Origin of the sequence: Micromonospora echinospora (assembly GCF_900091495.1) — a bacterium.
Lineage (GTDB): Bacteria > Actinomycetota > Actinomycetes > Mycobacteriales > Micromonosporaceae > Micromonospora > Micromonospora echinospora.
This window is the reverse complement of sequence record NZ_LT607413.1, coordinates 4445083-4462403: the sequence shown is the minus strand read 5'-3', so window position 1 is coordinate 4462403 and position 17321 is coordinate 4445083. Positions and strand designations below refer to the sequence as shown.

Below are 17321 nucleotides of genomic sequence, written 5' to 3'. Positions count from 1 at the left end.
GTGCCGGCCACGCCGGTGTCATGGTCAGGCCAGGCGGATCTGGTCGCCGTCGACGACGATCTCCTTCGCCGGCAGCGGCTGCTTGGCCGGGCCGCCCTTCACCGAGCCGTCCTCGATGGAGAACCTGCTGTTGTGGCAGGTGCAGATGATCGTGCCGCCGTCGATCTTCGACACCGGGCACTTCTGGTGGGTGCAGATCGGGCTGAACCCCTTGAACACCCCGGCGCTGGGCTGGGTCACCACCACACCCTTGTTGGCGAAGATGACCCCGCCACCGACCGGGACGTCGGCGGTGCCGACGATGGCGTCGGCCGCACCCCGGTCGCCGCCCGCGTCCGCGCTGGGCGACACGCCCGGACCGCCGCTGGTCGGGGCGGCGGAGCCGGAACCCGTCGGCTCGTCGTCCCCACCGCACGCGGTCAGGACGACCGCCGCGCCGACCGCGCCGGCCCCGGCGAGCAGGGTGCGGCGGGTGGCCGGCCCGGTCAGCCCGTTGTCGTCACTCATGCCCAACCTCTCTCTCGCACTCCGTGCCGCCTTCCATGATCCGCGGTCACACCAGGAAGACACGAACCACTGTGCCGGACGGTTCAACCACCGCCCGGGGCGACACCCCGCTCACGTCAGCGGGACCGGGCCGGCGCCTTCCGGGTGGGGCGGCGGGTGGCGTTGGCCTTCGCCGCCCGGCCGGTGGCCGCCGTCGCGCCCCGGGCCTCGCCGTCGAGGCCGAGCACCGGTCGCAGGAACTGGCCGGTGTGGCTCTCGGGCACCTCGGCGACCTCCTCCGGGGTGCCGGTGGCGAGCACGGTGCCGCCCCGGTGGCCACCCTCCGGGCCCATGTCGATCAGCCAGTCGGCGCTCTTGATCACGTCGAGGTTGTGCTCGATCGTGATCACCGTGTTGCCCTTGTCGACCAGCCCCTCCAGGACCATCAGCAGCTTGCGGATGTCCTCGAAGTGCAGGCCGGTGGTGGGCTCGTCGAGCACGTAGACCGTCCGGCCGGTGGAGCGCTTCTGGAGCTCGGAGGCGAGCTTGACCCGCTGCGCCTCACCACCGGAGAGGGTCGGGGCGGGCTGGCCGAGACGGACGTACCCGAGACCGACGTCGACCAGGGTCCTCAGGTGCCGGTGGATCGCCGGGATCGCGGAGAAGAACTCGGCCGCCTCCTCGATCGGCATGTCCAGCACGTCGGCCACCGTCTTGCCCTTGTAGTGCACCTCCAGGGTCTCCCGGTTGTACCGGGCGCCCTTGCAGACCTCGCAGGGGACGTACACGTCGGGCAGGAAGTTCATCTCGATCTTGAGGGTGCCGTCGCCGGAGCACGCCTCGCACCGGCCGCCCTTGACGTTGAACGAGAACCGGCCCGGACCGTACCCCCGGACCTTCGCCTCGGTGGTCTCGGCGAAGAGCTTGCGGACGTGGTCCCAGACCCCGGTGTAGGTAGCCGGGTTCGACCGGGGCGTACGGCCGATCGGCGACTGGTCGACGCCGACGACCTTGTCGACGTGCTCCAGGCCGGTGATCCGGGTGTGCCGGCCGGGCACCAGCCGGGCCCCGTTGATCTGGTTGGCCAGCACCGCGTAGAGGATGTCGTTGACCAGGGTCGACTTGCCCGAGCCGCTGACCCCGGTGACCGCGATGAGCTGCCCGAGCGGGAACGCCACGGTCAGGTTGCGCAGGTTGTGCTCACGCGCGCCGTGCACGACCAGCTCCCGGCCGGGGGTCTGCGGGCGGCGCTGCGGCGGCGTCGGGATCGACTTCCGCCCGGCGAGGTACGCCCCGGTGACCGACTCCGCGTTCTCCAGCAGGGCGGGCACCGAGCCGGAGTGCACGATCCGGCCGCCGTGCTCGCCCGCGCCCGGCCCGATGTCGACGATCCAGTCGGCGACCCGGATGGTGTCCTCGTCGTGCTCGACGACGATCAGCGTGTTGCCCAGGCCGCGCAGCCGCAGCAGGGTCTCGATCAGGCGGTGGTTGTCCCGCTGGTGCAGGCCGATGGACGGCTCGTCGAGCACGTAGAGCACGCCGACCAGGCCGGACCCGATCTGGGTGGCGAGCCGGATCCGCTGCGCCTCGCCGCCGGAGAGGGTGCCCGCGGGACGGTCGAGGGAGAGGTAGTCCAGACCGACGTCGAGCAGGAACCGCAGCCGGGCGTTGATCTCCTTGAGCACCCGCTCGGCGATCATCTTCTGCCGGTCGGTCAGCTCGATGCCGGCGAGCAGCTCCGCGCACTCCCCCACCGACAGGTTGCACACCTCGGCGATGCTCTTGCCGGCCAGGGTGACCGCGAGCACCTCCGGCTTGAGCCGGGCCCCGCCGCAGGCCGCGCAGGGCACGTCCCGCATGTACCCCTCGTACTTCTCCCGCGACCACTCCGACTCGGTGTCGGAGTGCCGGCGCTCGATCCACTGCACCACGCCCTCAAAGCCGGTGTAGTAGGAGCGCTCGCGGCCGTACTTGTTGCGGTAGCGCACGTGCACCTGGTCACCCGAGCCGTGCAGGATGGTCTTCTGCGCCCGCGCGGGCAGCGCCCGCCACGGGGTGTCCAGGTCGAAGTGCTCGCTCTCGCCGAGCGCCTCCAACAGGCGGAGGAAGTACTCCAGGTTGTGCCCGGTGCCCCAGGGCTGGATCGCGCCCTCGCGCAGGGTGCGCTCCGGGTCGGGGATGATCAGCTCCGGGTCGACCTCCTTCTTGGTGCCCAGGCCGGTGCACTCCGGGCACGCGCCGTACGGGGCGTTGAAGGAGAACACCCGGGGTTCCAGGTCCTCGATGGCGAGCGGGTGGTCGTTCGGGCAGGCCAGGTGCTCGGAGTAGCGGCGTTCCCGCTCCGGGTCGTCCTCGGGCAGGTCGACGAAGTCGAGCAGGACCAGCCCGCCGGAGAGCCCGAGCGCGGCCTCGACCGAGTCGGTCAGCCGCTGCTTGGCGCTGGGCTTGACGGTGAGCCGGTCGATCACCACCTCGATGGTGTGCTTCTCCTGCTTCTTGAGCTTCGGCGGCTCGGTCAGCGGGTGCACCACACCGTCGACCCGGGCGCGGGCGTAGCCCTTGGCCTGGAGTTCGGCGAAGAGGTCGACGTACTCGCCCTTGCGCCCGCGCACCACCGGCGCGAGCACCATGAACCGGGTGCCCTCGGTCATGGCGAGCACCCGGTCGACGATCTGCTGCGGGCTCTGCTTGGAGATCCGCTCACCGCAGACCGGGCAGTGCGGTTCGCCGACGCGGGCGAAGAGCAGCCGGAGGTAGTCGTAGACCTCGGTGATGGTGCCGACGGTGGAACGCGGGTTGCGCGAGGTCGACTTCTGGTCGATCGAGACGGCGGGGCTGAGCCCCTCGATGAAGTCGACGTCGGGCTTGTCCATCTGCCCGAGGAACTGCCGGGCGTACGAGGACAGCGACTCGACGTAGCGCCGCTGCCCCTCGGCGAAGATCGTGTCGAAGGCCAGGCTCGACTTGCCCGACCCGGAGAGCCCGGTGAAGACGATCAGCGCGTCCCGGGGCAGGTCGAGACTGACGTCACGCAGGTTGTGCTCGCGCGCGCCACGGATTATCAGGCGGTCGGCCACTGTCCGAGTACTCCAGGCTTGAGGAAGATGAGGCGATCTGTACCGCTCTGATAGTGATCCGAGCGGTTGGTCGGCGCAGGAAGAGCGCCCCGGCAACTCTAGCCCCGGGGTACGACAGTTTCCCGCGCCGACGCATTCCCCCAGCTCAGCCGGCCTGTACCCGGCCGGGCGACCGCCCGGGGCCGCGCTCAGGGCCGGGCGCTGTGCCGCCGCCCGCGCCGCCAGCCGCCCCGCCGCTCGGCGGCCAGCCGGGCCTCCCGACGCCGGCTCTCGACGGTCAACTCCCGTTGGAGCTTGCGCCAACTCTCCCAGCGCCGCGCGGTCAGCTCACCGCTCTCCAGCGCCGCCCGGACCGCGCACCCCGGCTCGACCGCGTGCCCACAGTCGGTGAACCGGCACGTCGAGGCGAGCGCCGTGACGTCGGCGAACGCCCGGTCCAGGCCGTCGGCACCGTCCAGCAACCCGACCGCCCGCACGCCCGGGGTGTCCAGGACCGCGCCGCCACCGGGGATCGGCACCAGCGCCCGCCAGGTGGTGGTGTGCCGCCCCTTCCCGTCGACCCGCCGGATCGCCTGGGTCGGCATCACCACCGCCCCGGCCAGCGCGTTGACCAGGCTCGACTTGCCCGCGCCGGAGATCCCGAGCAGTCCGAGCGTCCGTCCCGGGACGACCTCGGCGCGCAGGGGGTCCAGCCCCGCCCCGCCCTCCGCGCTGACCGGCAGCACCGGCACACCCGGGGCGACCCGGGCCAGTTGGCGGGCCACCGCCGCCGCGTCCGCCGCGAGGTCGGCCTTGCTCAGCACGACCAGCGGCCGGGCACCGGAGGCGTGCACCAGGGAGAGCAGTCGCTCCATCCGGGCGACGTCCGGCTCGGGGTGCACCGGCTCGACCACCGCCACGGCGTCCAGGTTCGCCGCCAGCACCTGCCCGCTGGCGTCCCGGCCGGCGGTGCGCCGGACGAGCGCCGTCCGGCGGGGCAACACCTTCTCCACCGTGACCGGGCCGTCCGGCCAGGTGCCCAGCAGCACCCAGTCGCCGGCACAGGGCAGGCTGGTCAGGTCACGTGCCGCCGCGGCCAGGACCGCACCGCCCAGACTCGCCCGGACCGGCCCCTCGGCGCACAGCACCGTGCAGACCCCCCGGTCGACCCGGGCCACCCGGCCGGGACGCTGCCCGCGCCGGACGGCCGCCGCACGGGCGGCGTCCCAGCCAAGGGCGGTGAGATCGATCGTCATGGCATTCCCATCGGTTGCAAGCGAGTGATCGACGGGCACGCGGCCAGCGAAAACACCCCCGTCCAAGCCGTTGCCCGCGTCGACGTCGACGGTAGGTGGCCCACCGACACGCCGAAACCGATTTCCGCCGGCACGCCGCCACCACCCGGGATAGGGTCGCCAGGTGACCGATCCGCTTCTGCTCTCCGGCGAGGTGGACGCCGCCACGGACCGCCTGCTCCGCACCGCCGCGCGCTTCGACGCCGCCGATCTCGCCGCGGCGTCGCTGCTGCCCGGCTGGACGCGGGGTCACGTCCTGGCCCACCTGGCCCGCAACGCCGACGGGCTGGTCAACCTGCTCACCGCCGCCCGCACCGGCGAGCACGTCCCGATGTACGCCAGCGCGACCGCCCGGGAGACGGACATCGCCACCGGCGCGACCCGCCCGCCCGAGGCGCACCTGGACGACCTGCGCCGCTGCGCCGACCGGTTCGCCGGGGCGGTCGCCGCCATGCCGGTCGAGGCGTGGGCCGCCACCGTACGGGGGCGACGCGGCCCGCTGCCGGCGGCCACCCTCGTCTGGGGTCGGCTGCGGGAGATCGAGGTGCACCACGTCGACCTCGCCGCCGACTACCGTCCCGCCGACTGGTCGGAACCCTTCGCCCACCGGCTGCTGCACGAGGTGACCGCCGGGCTGGCCGACCGGCCCGACGCGCCGGCCATGGTGCTGCGCTTCGACGGCGCCCGACACCAGCTGACGGTCGGCGCCCCCGAGCACGCCCCGACGATCACCGGCCCCGCTGCCGAGCTGGCCGCCTGGCTCACCGGCCGCTCCGAGGGTCGGACGCTCACCGTCGTCCCCGACGGCGCCCTCCCGCAACCACCCGAATGGATGTAGAAGACCGATGACCTACCGCGGAGACGTCACCCCCGGCGGCCCCCCTGCCGTGCGCGAACTCGACCGGCTCACCATCACCAAGCTGTCGGTGGGACCGATGGACAACAACGCCTACCTGCTGCGGTGCCGGGCCACCGGCGAACAGGTGCTCGTCGACGCCGCCAACGAGGCGCCCCGCCTGCTCGACCTGGTCGGCGACGCCGGCCTGACCGCCGTGGTCACCACCCACCGGCACATGGACCACTGGGTGGCCCTGGAGGAGGTGGTCGCGGCCACCGGCGCCCGGTCGCTGGTGCACGCGGACGACGCCGAGGGGCTGCCGATCCCGTCGGAGACGCTGACCGACGGCGACACCGTCCCGGTCGGCGACTGCGCGCTGGAGGTGATCCACATCGTCGGACACACCCCCGGCTCGATCGCCCTGCTCTACCGGGACCCAGCCGGCACCCCGCACCTCCTCACCGGGGACTCGTTGTTCCCCGGCGGGGTCGGGAACACGGACAAGGACCCGGATCGGTTCGCCTCGCTCATCGACGACGTCGAGCACAAACTGTTCGACCGGCTGCCCGACGACACCTGGTTCTACCCGGGTCACGGCAAGGACTCCACGCTCGGCGCGGAGCGCCCGGCGGTGCCGCAGTGGCGGGCGCGCGGCTGGTAGACCGCCCTTCGTGGCGAGGAGGCCCGGGGGTCGGCCGTCGTCGACTCCCGGGCTCCCGCACATCGCACAGGAGACCACCGCCCCATGATCGAACCACTACTGCCCGATCCACCGCCCGTCCGATGCCGCCGCTGCCGACACCCGGTGGCCAAGGGCCGCCTGTACGACGGCTACGGCGAGAGTTGCGCCCGGCAACTCGGACTCCTCCCACCGCACATCCCCATGCCCCGGTCGGAACAGCCCGACGGGCCGACCCTGCTCGACCTGCTGGACACCACCGAGGAGTAGGTCGGTGGCGGGAAACTGCCGCTCACCGTGCGTGCCTGGTGCGTCCAGGGGTGCAGAGCAAAGGATGGACGGAGGTGGGGCGGGCGCCAGCCTGCGGTCACGCCGGGTGAGGAACTGGTCCGGTCCACCAGCCGACGGGGCGGGGACGGCGTACAGGCGACGGGCGACCGTCGCCGCGAGCTGCCGGAACGCCAGGACGGTGGTGCGACGGTCGTGCCCCCGGATCGGCGCCGCCCGGTTCCGTTCCGCTACGACGCGTCGGCGGCCACGGCCGCGGCGCGCAGCCGGCGCCGGCTGGCCAGCAGGACCACCATGCCGAAGAGCATGCCGAACCCCAGGGTGCCCCAGGTGGCGGACTCTCCCGGCAGCAGGCCGCCGAGCGACCGCGCCAGCGAGCCCAGCACGACGTAGAGGCCCGCCCAGAGCACCGCCCCGGAGGCGGCGCAGGCCACGAAGCGCCGGTACGGCATGCGCAGCCCGCCGGCCGCCAGCGGCAGCAGCGCGTTGAACACCGGCAGGAACGGCGCGACCAGCACCATCCGCCCGCCGCCCCGGTGCAGGATGCCCTCGGCGGCCGCCCAGCGGTCCTCCCCGATCCAGTCCCCGACCCGGCTGGCGCGCAGCCGACCGCCGTAGTGGCGGCCGACCAGGAAGCTCGCCGACCAGCCGGCCAGGCAGCCCCCGACGACGGCGGCGAAGGAGGCGAACGTCGCGGCCGGCTGACCCACCCCGACCGCCGCGAGCACCGCCACGTCCCCGGGGACGAGCACGCCGAGCAGCGGGATGGCGTCGAAGAGCATGACCATCCCGAGCACCCCCATCAGCAGCAGGGTGGGGAGCTCTCCGATCTGGGTCAGCCATTCCGTCATGCCGATGAGGCTATGCCGGGGCGGCCACCGTACACATGGGGCTTTGGCCCCGGCTTTTCCCTGAGAACGACCCGGAGCCCCCGGGGTCGGGGGTCATCCGGGACGGCGGCGCGGACGCATGATGCGTACCTGGCGCACCGACGACTCGACGGCCGGTTCGGTGCTGGGCACCCGGTAGACGGCGACCGGCTCCAGCCGTTCCTCCGGCAGGTACCCCCGCCCCGGGTCGCCGACCAGCACGTCCACGCCCCGGCCGGCGACCCGTTCCAGGAAGGGCAGCACCCGGTCGGCCATCGGCCGGTCGTAGAACACGTCCCCGGCAAGCAGCAGGTCGACGTCACCGCCGTCGGTGTCGAGCAGGTCGGTGGCGGTGGCGTCGACGGCGACCCGGTTGGCGTCGGCGTTGAGGCCGACGGCGGCCACCGCGTACGGGTCGATGTCGCTGGCCTGTACCCGTGCCGCTCCGGTCAGGGCGGCGGCGATGGCCACCAGCCCCGAGCCGGTCGCGAGGTCGAGCACCCGGCGTCCGGCCGCGACCCGGGGATGGTCCAGCAGGTAGCGGGCCAGCGCCTGGCCTCCCGCCCAGGCCGAGGCCCAGTAGGGGGCGGGCAGCCGGTGCCCGGCGTCGGCCTCCATCCGGGCCCACCAGAGGATGGCGTCCTCGGCGACGTGCAGTCGCACCTCGGGCACCAGCGGGGTCGGCAGCAACCGCAGCCGGTCGGGGCCGCCACCGGGCGCGCCGATCTCCCGCCGCAGTGCGGCGGCGGCGTCGCGCGTCGGGCCGTCCATTTCGGCAAGCATGCCGTCATCCTGACGACCCCGGGGGGCTTTCGCCTCGCCGACACGGCACTTCGGCCAGCGGACGATGGCCCGGCCGGTTACTGTCGGGGTGGTACAGGGCGATCATCGGCCGAACGCCGGTGGTCTCCCATGGCAACAGGGAGAGATGCATGGCAACCGGCACGGTCAAGTGGTTCAACTCGGAAAAGGGCTTCGGCTTCATCGAGCAGGACGGCGGAGGCCCGGACGTCTTCGTCCACTACTCGGCGATCGCGACGAGTGGCTATCGGGAGTTGAACGAGGGACAGAAGGTCGAGTTCGAGGTGACCCAGGGTCAGAAGGGTCCGCAGGCGGACAACGTCCGCCCGCTGTAGACCGTGCCGGTGGCGGCGCACCCCTCGGGGGCGCCGCCACCGCGTGCGTCACGGCACGGGCAGGTGCACCGCCGACGGGTACGCCGGGTCGTGCAGCACCTCCCGCCACCCGGCCCGCAGCTCGACGGCCACGCCGAGCGGCTCGCCGGTGCCGGGATTACGGGCGTAGCGGGGGTGCGCGCCGCCGGTGACCTGCACCCGCAGCCGGTGTCCGGGGGCGAAGCGGTGCGCCACGGGCCAGAGCGGCACCGGTACCCGGACCGCGCCGGTGTCGTCGGTCGGGAAGCGGCCCGGCCAGAGCCGCACCAGTCCGTCGCAGACGTTCCAGGACCGCCCGCGCGGGTCCACGTCGCACAGGCGGACGAAGACGTCGAGGTACGCCAGTTCGCTGCGGACGTACATCTCGGCGTACACCGGGCCGACGACCTCCAGCGGGGCGGTCAATGGCGCGCTGGTGTACGTGAGCACGTCGGAACGGGCCTCGACCGGACGGTTGTCCACCGGTCCGGCCCGTTGCGCGACCAGCAGCGGCCCGCCCAGCGACGGGGTCGGATCGGCCGGGTCGTACCGGAACCGGTCGGGCGCGGACTCCGCCGGCGGCTCCGGCCGCAGCGCCGCGTCGGGGTGCAGGTGCCAACTGCTCCGCCCGACCGGCGGCGGCCAGTCCGGCAGGTCCCGCCAGCCGCCACCGTCCCCACCGACGTGCACCCGGACCGGCGGGACGTCGGTGGCGGGGCGACGGCCGGCGAGGTGGGTGTCCAGCCAGTCCAGTCCCTCCCGCAGCGCGGCGAGCAGCAGTCCGGGGCTGCCGTGGGTCCACGGACCGATGGTCAGCCGGCAGGGGGTGCCGGCGGCGCGCAGGACCGCGTGGTCGGCGAGCTGGGCGGGCAGGAAGATGTCGTGCCAGCCACTGACCATCAGCACCGGGGCGCGCACCTCGGCGAGCCGGTCGTCGAAGACCCGCTCCCGCCAGTACGCCGCCTCGGGGGTGTGGTGGCGCAGCCACTCCTGGAAGAACGGGACGGTCGCGCCGGTGGCGATCCGGTCCGCCTCGGCCAGCGGCAGGTGGGCCAGGGCGGCGGCGAGGCGGGGCTGACCGCGTTTGAGTTCCCACTGCCTCGCCAGCCAGGGCACGGTCTGCGCCTGGAGCAGCTCCGCCCAGGTCAGCACGGTGTCCAGGGAGAACGACTCCCCCGCGTAGGTGGAGTCGCGGGTGGTGGAGGCGGTGACCACGGCGACCATGGCGCGCAGTTCGTCGCCGGCCTCGGCGGCCAACGCCCACTGCACGAAGCCCTGGTAGCTGGCGCCGAACATGCCGAACGCGCCGGTGTACCAGGGTCGCCGGCGTAACCAGTCGAGGGTGTCGAGGCCGTCGGCGCGCTCGTGCACGAGGGGTTCGAAGGTGCCCCCGGAGCCGTACGTGCCCCGGCAGGACTGGATCACCACGTGGTAGCCGTGGGCGGCGACGAGCCGGCCGAGCAGCCGCATCGGCCCGCTGCGCCCGTACGGGGTGCGGATCAGCACGGTGGGGACGGCGGGCGGGTGCGGCGCGTAGTGGTCGGTGCGCAGGATCACCCCGTCACGTGCCCGCACCGGCAGGTCCCGGGTGAGGGTGACCCGGGCCCGGGCGGGTGGTAGCCGCAGCAGGCCGGTGGCGAGCCGGGTGAGCATCATTCCGCCCGGCGTCGGGGCGGATCGGGACGGGCGGCGCGGACGTCGTCGCGGTGCTGCCGCAGCGAGGCGGTCATGCCCACCATGAACCGGTGCACGACCTCCAGCTCGGCGTCGGTGAAGTCGGCCATCACCTCGTCGGTACGGGCACCGAGCGGCCGGAAGAACTCCTTCGCGACGGCGGCGCCCCGTTCGGCGTAGTGCAGCAGGACCCGGCGGCGGTCCGAGGGATCCCGGTCCCGCCGGAGGTGCCCGGCCCGTTCCAGCCGGTCCACCAGGGCGGTGATCGAGCCGGAGGAGAGGTCGAGGTGCTCGCCGAGGCGGCCGGGGGTCATCGGGTCCCCGCGCAGCTCGGCGTCCATCACGGCGATCAGCGCCTGGAGGTCGGTGCCGCCGAGGCCGTGCAGGCCGGCGAAGGCGTGGGCGACGTGCTGGGCGTCCACCGCGTACCGCCGGAGGTCGTTGATGATCTCGGCGACCATGTGTTCGCGTCGGGTGTCGCGTCGCCGGTACATGCCGTGACCTGCCACGTTGCGCCGCGTCTCCCCTTGTCGTTGTCCCGGTTGCAGCATAACTCACCAGTCGATAATCTCGGTCATCAAGATACTTGTCTGGCGAGAATTTACCCTTTCAGAGACCGTGAGGCATCCCGATGTCCGTCTTCACCCACGTCGCCCGCAGCCGTCTGGCCGCGTGGCTCACCGTGGCGGCCGCGATCGTGATCGCGGGGGCCGTCTTCGGCCTCCCACGGCCCGACAACCCCGCCCCCGTCTCCAACACGGGCCTCTCCGTGGAGTGGGAGTCCACCCAGGTCGAGCGCCTCCAGGAGCAGTTGCCGTCCCGCGACGTCCAGGCCGCGATCGTCGTGGTCAGCCGCGACGACGACGGCCCCCTCACCGCCTCCGACCGGGACAGCGTCACCGCGGTCACCGGCGACCTGGGCCGGTTCGCCGTCGGCGGCCGGATCCCGCCGCCGCAGGTCTCCCCGGACGGCGCGGTGGCCCTGCTCGTGGTGCCGATGTCCACCGCCGACGGACAGGAGGCCGTCGCCGAGCGCGTCGGGGAGCTGCGGGACAGCCTCGGCGGTCTCCCCGGCCCGCTGCGGGCGGAGGTCACCGGCGCGCCCGCGTTCGCCGCCGACCTCGGCGAGGTCTTCGAGGGCGCGGACGTCACGCTGCTCGCGGTCACCGCCGGTGTGGTGGCGGTGCTGCTGCTCATCACCTACCGCAGCCCGTTCCTGTGGCTGGTGCCGCTGGCCGTGGTGGCCGCCACCGAACAGACCACCCTGCGGGCCATCGAGACCATCGTCCCGGCGGTCGGCATCAACCTGAACAGCGGCGAGGTCACCGGCATCGCCAGCGTGCTGGTGTTCGGCGCGGCCACCAACTACGCGCTGCTGCTCATCGCCCGCTACCGGGAGGAACTGCGCCGGGAGGAGGACCGGTTCGTCGCGATGCGGGCCGCGCTGCGCCGTACCGCCGAGCCGATCCTGGCCAGCGGCAGCACCGTCGTGCTCGGGGTGCTCACCCTGCTGCTGTCCGAGCAGGAGACCAACCGGGCGCTCGCCGTGGCCTGCGCCACCGGTGTGGTGTTCGCCATGCTCTCCGCGCTGCTCGTGCTCCCCGCCGCGCTGCTGATCTTCGGCCGGGGACTCTTCTGGCCGTTCGTGCCCCGGGTGGGCGGCGAGGCCCGCGAGGGACGGCTGTGGGGCCGGCTCGGCAAGGGCGTGCTGCGTCGACCGCTGCCGGTCACCGCGCTGGCCACCCTGCTGCTCGCCGGACTCGCGCTCGGTGGGCTCGGCATCCGCACCGGGCTGGCCGAGACCGAGCAGTTCCGGGTGGAACCGGAGGCGGTCGCCGGGGCGAAGACCCTCGCCGAGGCCTTCCCGGCCGGCGCCACCCAGCCCGTCGCCGTGCTCACCTCACCCACCGCGGTGCCGGCGGTCACCGCGGCCGCCGCGGCCGTACCGGGGGTCTCCTCCGCCCGCCCGTCCGACGCCGGGCAGAACGTCGCCCAGGTCGACGTGGTGCTGGAGGCCGAACCCGGCACCGCCGCCTCCGACCGCGCCATCGAGGCGCTGCGGGACGCGGTCGCCGCCGTGCCCGGTTCCGCCCCGCCCGCCCTCGACGGGGTCGGGGAGTTCTCCGGCGCGCTGGTCGGCGGCACCGTCGCGGCCACCTACGACTCCGACCAGGCCGACAGCCGGGACCAACGGCTCATCCTGCCGATCATCCTGCTGCTGGTCCTCGGGGTCCTGGTGGCGCTGCTCCGTGGCCTGCTCGCTCCGGTGCTGCTGGTGCTGACCGTGGTGGCGTCGTTCTTCGCCAGCCTCGGCGCGGCGTGGCTGCTCTTCGACCACGTGCTCGGTTTCCCGGCGCTGGACAGCGGGGTCCTGCTGCTCGCGTTCGTGTTCCTGGTCGCCCTCGGGGTGGACTACAACATCTTCCTGGTCACCCGGGCCCGGGAGGACGCCCGCCGGATGGGCACCCGGGACGGGATGCTCTCCGCCCTGCGGGTCACCGGCGGCGTCATCACCAGCGCGGGCGTGCTGCTCGCCGCGGTCTTCGCCGTCCTGGGCGTGCTGCCGCTGATCCTGCTCACCCAGATCGGCATCATCGTCTGCATCGGTGTCCTGCTCGACACCCTGCTGGTCCGTACGGTCCTGGTGCCGGCGCTGGCGTTTCTGCTCGGCGACCGGTTCTGGTGGCCGGGCCGGATCCACCCCGAACCGGCCGCCGACAGCGCCGACGCGCGGGAGGCGGTGACCGCCCGGGACTGACCCGGGATCCTCGACCACGGCGGTGGCCGGCTGCCCGCCGGCCACCGCCGTGGCGCGTCAGACCCCGATCCGAGCCCAGTCACCCCAGATCGCGAAGGTCATCCCCCGGCTGGCCTGGATGTTGACGAACAGGGTGTGCCCGTCCGGACTGAACGTCGACCCGGCGAACTCATCGTTGGAACGGTCCGCGCCGGTGCTGCTGGTCAGCCGGTTCAGCGCGATGTCGAACAGTTCCCCGCGCGGGGTCAGCCCCCGGATGAAGTTGTCCGACGTGTTGTCCTCGCACACCACCAGCGTGCCGCGCGGGCTGGTGGTCACGTTGTCCGGGAAGTCCAGCACGTCCGGGCCGGGCGACTCGTACACCAGGCGCAGCACCTGCGCCCGGCAGTCGTACGCCCACACCTGGCCGTGCCCGTTGCCGTAGCCGTCGGCGACCGGCCCGACGGAAGTCTCCGCCGGCCCGCCGCCCTGGGTGGCGGTGAAGTAGACGATCCCGTCGTCGTACACCGCCCCCTCCAGCCGGGAGAAGTACGCCGCGCCCTGCGCCCAGCCCTGCCGCGCGACATGGGTCAGCGCGGTGTCGTTGCTGGTCGGGGCGGGCTGCCCCGGCGTGTACGGGAACGACGGCGCCGGGTCGTCGACGTCGACCCACTCCACCGGGTAGGTCGCGTGCCGCCGCTGCGCGGCGGCCAGGTTCCGGTTGGGTCGCCCGCGCACCGCCAGCATCTGCAACCGGCCCCCGTCGGCCAGCCGGCCGATCCGCATCGGGTCCTTCGGCGGGGTGTACCGGTAGAAGCCGGACGCGTAGCCGAAGTTGTCCTCGGTCAGGTAGAGGTGCCCGCCGCGCGGGTCGTACGCCACCGACTCGTGGCAGAACCGGCCGGCGGCGGTGACCGGCTGCCGGTCGCCCCGCCCGTCGGCGGGAACCTCGAAGACGAACCCGTGCCGCTTGGTCAGCGACACGTTCGGCGCGCCCGTGTAGTCGGGACCGACGTCCGGCCCGTTGACGGTCTCCTCGCAGGTGATCCAGCTGCCCCACGGCATCCGCCCGCCGGAGCAGTTCATCATGGTGCCGTTCAGGCTGGTCCAGGAGCGGCGGACCTCACCGAACCGGGTCACCTCGACGGTGGTGGTGCCGCCCGGGGCCATCGGGTCGTACGCCTCGGCGGGGTCACCGAAGGCCGGGACGGGTCCACCGATCTCGTGGTTGCGGACCAGCCGCACGGTGCCGCCGGGCCCCGGGAAGGCGCCCATGCCGTCGTGCCGGCCGGGCAGGGCGGTGCCGTCGTCGAGGGTCACCGGGAACTCGGTGTCGTGGAAGGACCGGTACCGGAACCCGTCGGGCAGCCAGAGACGCACCTTGCCGTCCCGCAGGTCCGGCACCGGTTCCAGGGCCGGCCGGGGGCGGGGCCGGCGGCCGGCCGCACCGGCGGCGTCACGGGCCGCGAAACCGAGGAACGGACCACCGAGGACCGCGCCGCCGGCCACTGCGGCCGCACCGCGTAGCAGGCCACGCCGGTTCACGTCGGACATGAGGGGACTCCTTCGTCGCCGGGCCGGCCACAGGCGTGACCGCCCCCGTGATCCTCGCCATGCCGATCGATGTTGGCAACCTCCCGGACACCGGGGGTTCACCCGGCGTTCAGTAGTCCAGGCAGACGCACTCGGTCATCAGGGCCCGCACGTTGCGCACGTACCGGGGGTTGGGCACGGTCAGCGGCTCCCCCTCCCGGGCGACCGCGTGGTGGCCGTAGTTGTACGCGGCGATGACCGCGTTGAGCAGGCAGGAGTCCAGCTCGGCGGTGCACAGGTCGGCGTCCAGCCGGTAGTCGGCGTCGAAATACATGTCACCGATGTACTTCGTCAACCAGGCCAGGTACGTGCCGCCCAGGTAGGCGTTGTCCCGGTGGTCGCGCACGTCGTACGACTGACCGAAGCGCTGGTTCATCCAAGCTGCGGTGTCCGGCATGACCTGCATCAGCCCGATTCCGCCGTCGCAGGCGACGATGTTCGACTGCCAGCCGCTCTCCTGCCAGGCGGTCGCCTTCAGCAGGTTCGCCGGGATCCGGATGTCCGGCGCCGACGTCGGCCAGTACGTCCGCGCCGCCGCGTCGGTCAGCGCCGCCTTGACCTGCGCCCGGCTGGCCTGGCTGCCCGAGTAGGACGGCTGGCAGCCGCTCGCGGCGGGCTTCGGCGGTGGGGGCGGCACCTTCGTCTCGGTCGGCGGCTTCGGCGTGGCCCGTGGCCCGGCGGTGCGTTTCGGGGTGGGTTTCGCCGTCGGCGACGGCGTCCCGGAGCGGCTCGGCGTGGCCGACGGGACCCGCCCCATCGACTCGACGGCCGACGGCGACGCGTCCGGTGTGGACGACTCGGCGACGGGCGGGTCCACCGGCACCTCGGCGGTGCCGGCAGCCGACCCGGTGGCGGCGTCGGGCTGGCCACCGCAGCCGGTCAGCGGGGTGGCCAGGAGCACCCCGACGAGCACCGCCGCACCGATCCGCCCCGTGAGCACGCGCATGCCCCGCACCTCCCCCGTGTCGAGGCCGCACCCTAGCAGGGATCAGGTCACCCGGACGTCCCGTACGCGAGCGGCCCGCTCTCGTCGGTGGGCGGGGACGCGACGGCACAGTCCTCGCCGGGTGGCGCTTCCGCTGCCCGGGTGGTTGCAGGGGACCCCTGCTCGTCGGAAATCGACTGCAGGGGTCCCCTGCTACCACCCGAGACGCCCGCACCACCCGAGACACCCGCACCACCCGGCGCGCTGCCACCGCCCGGCGCGCCGGCGCCGTCCGCGGCGAGCGGCTCGGGCGGGCGGGGGGCGGGCGGCAGCGCCTCGGCGCGCTGGGCACGGTCGTGGGTGGCCCAGGCGACCACGAAGACCACCGTCCAGAGCACCCCGAGCAGGGCCGAGCTGACCGCCCCGCTGGCCGAACTCAGCCCCAGGTACAGCCGGGCCAACCCGATACCGGCGACACCGACCGCCGCGCCCGTCCACCAGGCCACCGCCACCGGCCACCGGGCACCCCGGGCCAGCAGCCAGGCCAGGGTGCAGAACCCGGCCGAGGCCACCGCGATCTGGGTGGGGAACAGCAACGTCTCCGACGGTGCGGTGACATCGGCCACCACCGCCAGCACCACCGGCGGCACGAACGCGCCCACCGTCCCGAGCAGGCCGAGCAGGTCCGCCCGGTAGGTGTGTCGCCGCCAGGCCAACACCCCGGCGACCAGGGCCACCACCACGATCAGCACCGGACCACGGAACGCCGACACCACCGCCAGGGTGACGTCCACCGCCCCCGGGGTACGCCGGGACGCGAACCACTGCGCGATCGCCGCGTCCACCGAGGCCAGGCCGCTGTGCCGGACCACCGCGCCGAGCAGCCAGGCGATCACCAGGCCGGCGCCGAACAGCAGCGCCAGCCCGGCCGTCACGTTCAGCAGCAGCGCCCAGGTCGCGCCGATCCGGGTGCCGAGCAGGAACAGCAGAATGCCGTACCGGCGGGTCACCCAGCTCAGCGGCGGCACCGCCAGCGCCCGGTCGAACAGCGCCCGCGCCGGGTCCGGGTTCCGCCCCAGCCACCGGCCGGCCAGCACGATCACCAGCACGCACCCGGCCAGCACCAGCACCGCCCCGGTGGCCCGGCCCAGGTACGCCGAGACCGTCTCGTACGACTCGCCGGCCAGGTAGCCGACCAGCACCGAGCCCCCCACCCAGGTGACCACGCCGCCGACGTTCCACGGCAGGAACCGGCGGTACGGCAGCCCCGCCGCGCCCGCCAGGCGGGGCACCAGGGTGCGGGCGAACGCCACCCAGCGGGCCGCGAACACCCCCCGACCGCCCAGCCGCTCCAGCATCGCGTCGGCGCGCCCCCACCGCTGCGGCCCGACCCGGGCCCCCCAGCGGGAGGCGCGCAGCCTCGGACCGTACCGGCGACCCGAGCGGTAGGCGAGGGAGTCACCCAGCACCGCCGCAATGATCATGACCAGCATCGCCGGACCCAGGCGCAGCGTGCCGGTGAACGAGAGGAAGCCCACCAGCAGCAGCGTCGCCTCGCCCGGCGCGACCAGACCGATCAGCAGCGCTGTCTCCCCCGCGACGATCAACGCCGCGACCAGGTAGATCAGCTCGGCCGGCAGGTGTTCCAGCAGGTTCACCAGATCGTGCACTCAAGCCCCCGACACACGTCGGTCAGCATGCCAGCATCAGCACCCAGTGTGACAGGA

General features: G+C 73.6%; 15 protein-coding genes. 5 read left to right on the top strand and 10 right to left on the bottom strand.

Features of this window, described 5'->3' with window-relative positions; genetic code table 11:
- Positions 1 to 24: 24 nt before the first annotated feature.
- The 3 genes from GA0070618_RS20115 to rsgA all read right to left on the bottom strand — a co-directional run bounded on the left by GA0070618_RS20115 (position 25) and on the right by rsgA (position 4798).
- Positions 25 to 507 (bottom strand): Rieske (2Fe-2S) protein, encoded by a 483-nt coding sequence (locus tag GA0070618_RS20115; RefSeq protein WP_088983021.1) that lies wholly within the window; start codon positions 505 to 507, stop codon positions 25 to 27.
- Between the two features lie 116 nt (positions 508 to 623).
- Positions 624 to 3563, bottom strand: a complete 2940-nt coding sequence (gene uvrA / locus GA0070618_RS20110) for an excinuclease ABC subunit UvrA (RefSeq protein ID WP_088983020.1) — start codon at positions 3561 to 3563, stop codon at positions 624 to 626.
- A gap of 188 nt (positions 3564 to 3751) precedes the next feature.
- Complete coding sequence (rsgA, locus tag GA0070618_RS20105) at positions 3752 to 4798, bottom strand: ribosome small subunit-dependent GTPase A (protein ID WP_088983019.1); 1047 nt, start codon at positions 4796 to 4798, stop codon at positions 3752 to 3754.
- Between the two features lie 163 nt (positions 4799 to 4961).
- Between rsgA and GA0070618_RS20100 the strand changes: the two genes are divergently transcribed.
- From GA0070618_RS20100 to GA0070618_RS33575, 3 genes are all read left to right on the top strand, one after another.
- Positions 4962 to 5675 (top strand): maleylpyruvate isomerase family mycothiol-dependent enzyme, encoded by a 714-nt coding sequence (locus GA0070618_RS20100; protein ID WP_088983018.1) that lies wholly within the window; start codon positions 4962 to 4964, stop codon positions 5673 to 5675.
- A 7-nt stretch (positions 5676 to 5682) separates the two neighbouring features.
- The gene (locus GA0070618_RS20095; protein ID WP_088983017.1) at positions 5683 to 6336 is read left to right on the top strand and encodes an MBL fold metallo-hydrolase; all 654 of its coding nucleotides are present in this window, start codon (positions 5683 to 5685) and stop codon (positions 6334 to 6336) included.
- 84 nt (positions 6337 to 6420) lie between these two features.
- A complete protein-coding gene (locus GA0070618_RS33575; RefSeq protein ID WP_143740296.1) occupies positions 6421 to 6624 on the top strand; it encodes a hypothetical protein in 204 nt (67 codons plus the stop codon).
- Between the two features lie 248 nt (positions 6625 to 6872).
- On the opposite strand, the gene GA0070618_RS20090 is transcribed toward GA0070618_RS33575, so the two are convergent.
- Complete coding sequence (locus tag GA0070618_RS20090; protein WP_088983016.1) at positions 6873 to 7493, bottom strand: DedA family protein; 621 nt, start codon at positions 7491 to 7493, stop codon at positions 6873 to 6875.
- A 93-nt stretch (positions 7494 to 7586) separates the two neighbouring features.
- Positions 7587 to 8294 carry a class I SAM-dependent methyltransferase gene (locus GA0070618_RS20085; RefSeq protein WP_088983015.1) on the bottom strand — a complete coding sequence of 236 codons (708 nt, stop codon included), beginning with the start codon at positions 8292 to 8294 and terminating at the stop codon, positions 7587 to 7589.
- Positions 8295 to 8443: 149 nt separating this feature from the next.
- Here GA0070618_RS20085 and GA0070618_RS20080 point away from each other — a divergent pair, with 149 nt between their 5' ends.
- Positions 8444 to 8647, top strand: coding sequence for a cold-shock protein (locus GA0070618_RS20080; protein WP_088983014.1), 204 nt, complete (start codon positions 8444 to 8446; stop codon positions 8645 to 8647).
- A 48-nt stretch (positions 8648 to 8695) separates the two neighbouring features.
- On the opposite strand, the gene GA0070618_RS20075 is transcribed toward GA0070618_RS20080, so the two are convergent.
- Together GA0070618_RS20075 and GA0070618_RS20070 are read right to left on the bottom strand one after the other, a co-directional pair.
- The gene (locus GA0070618_RS20075) at positions 8696 to 10321 is read right to left on the bottom strand and encodes a CocE/NonD family hydrolase (RefSeq protein ID WP_414467527.1); all 1626 of its coding nucleotides are present in this window, start codon (positions 10319 to 10321) and stop codon (positions 8696 to 8698) included.
- Positions 10318 to 10833, bottom strand: a complete 516-nt coding sequence (locus tag GA0070618_RS20070; RefSeq protein ID WP_088983012.1) for a MarR family winged helix-turn-helix transcriptional regulator — start codon at positions 10831 to 10833, stop codon at positions 10318 to 10320. The genes GA0070618_RS20075 and GA0070618_RS20070 overlap by 4 nt, the downstream gene beginning before the upstream one ends.
- A gap of 137 nt (positions 10834 to 10970) precedes the next feature.
- Between GA0070618_RS20070 and GA0070618_RS20065 the strand changes: the two genes are divergently transcribed.
- The gene (locus GA0070618_RS20065; RefSeq protein WP_088983011.1) at positions 10971 to 13097 is read left to right on the top strand and encodes an MMPL family transporter; all 2127 of its coding nucleotides are present in this window, start codon (positions 10971 to 10973) and stop codon (positions 13095 to 13097) included.
- Between the two features lie 57 nt (positions 13098 to 13154).
- On the opposite strand, the gene GA0070618_RS20060 is transcribed toward GA0070618_RS20065, so the two are convergent.
- The 3 genes from GA0070618_RS20060 to GA0070618_RS20050 all read right to left on the bottom strand — a co-directional run bounded on the left by GA0070618_RS20060 (position 13155) and on the right by GA0070618_RS20050 (position 17264).
- Positions 13155 to 14630 carry an alkaline phosphatase PhoX gene (locus tag GA0070618_RS20060; RefSeq protein ID WP_088983010.1) on the bottom strand — a complete coding sequence of 492 codons (1476 nt, stop codon included), beginning with the start codon at positions 14628 to 14630 and terminating at the stop codon, positions 13155 to 13157.
- A 109-nt stretch (positions 14631 to 14739) separates the two neighbouring features.
- A complete protein-coding gene (locus tag GA0070618_RS20055; RefSeq protein ID WP_088983009.1) occupies positions 14740 to 15615 on the bottom strand; it encodes a lytic transglycosylase domain-containing protein in 876 nt (291 codons plus the stop codon).
- Positions 15616 to 15662: 47 nt separating this feature from the next.
- Entirely contained in the window at positions 15663 to 17264 is a 1602-nt protein-coding gene (locus GA0070618_RS20050) for a DedA family protein (protein ID WP_088983008.1), read from the bottom strand.
- Positions 17265 to 17321 lie beyond the last annotated feature (57 nt).

Bases quoted from the DNA above. Each gene is read 5' to 3' on its own strand.
- rsgA (WP_088983019.1), bottom strand. From the start codon at position 4,798: ATGACGATCGATCTCACCGCCCTTGGCTGGGACGCCGCCCGTGCGGCG.
- GA0070618_RS20075 (WP_414467527.1), bottom strand. From the start codon at position 10,321: ATGATGCTCACCCGGCTCGCCACCGGCCTGCTGCGGCTACCACCCGCC.
- GA0070618_RS20065 (WP_088983011.1), top strand. From the start codon at position 10,971: ATGTCCGTCTTCACCCACGTCGCCCGCAGCCGTCTGGCCGCGTGGCTC.
- GA0070618_RS20085 (WP_088983015.1), bottom strand. From the start codon at position 8,294: ATGCTTGCCGAAATGGACGGCCCGACGCGCGACGCCGCCGCCGCACTG.
- GA0070618_RS20060 (WP_088983010.1), bottom strand. From the start codon at position 14,630: ATGTCCGACGTGAACCGGCGTGGCCTGCTACGCGGTGCGGCCGCAGTG.
- GA0070618_RS20115 (WP_088983021.1), bottom strand. From the start codon at position 507: ATGAGTGACGACAACGGGCTGACCGGGCCGGCCACCCGCCGCACCCTG.
- GA0070618_RS20055 (WP_088983009.1), bottom strand. From the start codon at position 15,615: ATGCGCGTGCTCACGGGGCGGATCGGTGCGGCGGTGCTCGTCGGGGTG.
- GA0070618_RS20095 (WP_088983017.1), top strand. From the start codon at position 5,683: ATGACCTACCGCGGAGACGTCACCCCCGGCGGCCCCCCTGCCGTGCGC.
- GA0070618_RS33575 (WP_143740296.1), top strand. From the start codon at position 6,421: ATGATCGAACCACTACTGCCCGATCCACCGCCCGTCCGATGCCGCCGC.
- GA0070618_RS20070 (WP_088983012.1), bottom strand. From the start codon at position 10,833: ATGTACCGGCGACGCGACACCCGACGCGAACACATGGTCGCCGAGATC.
- GA0070618_RS20090 (WP_088983016.1), bottom strand. From the start codon at position 7,493: ATGACGGAATGGCTGACCCAGATCGGAGAGCTCCCCACCCTGCTGCTG.
- GA0070618_RS20080 (WP_088983014.1), top strand. From the start codon at position 8,444: ATGGCAACCGGCACGGTCAAGTGGTTCAACTCGGAAAAGGGCTTCGGC.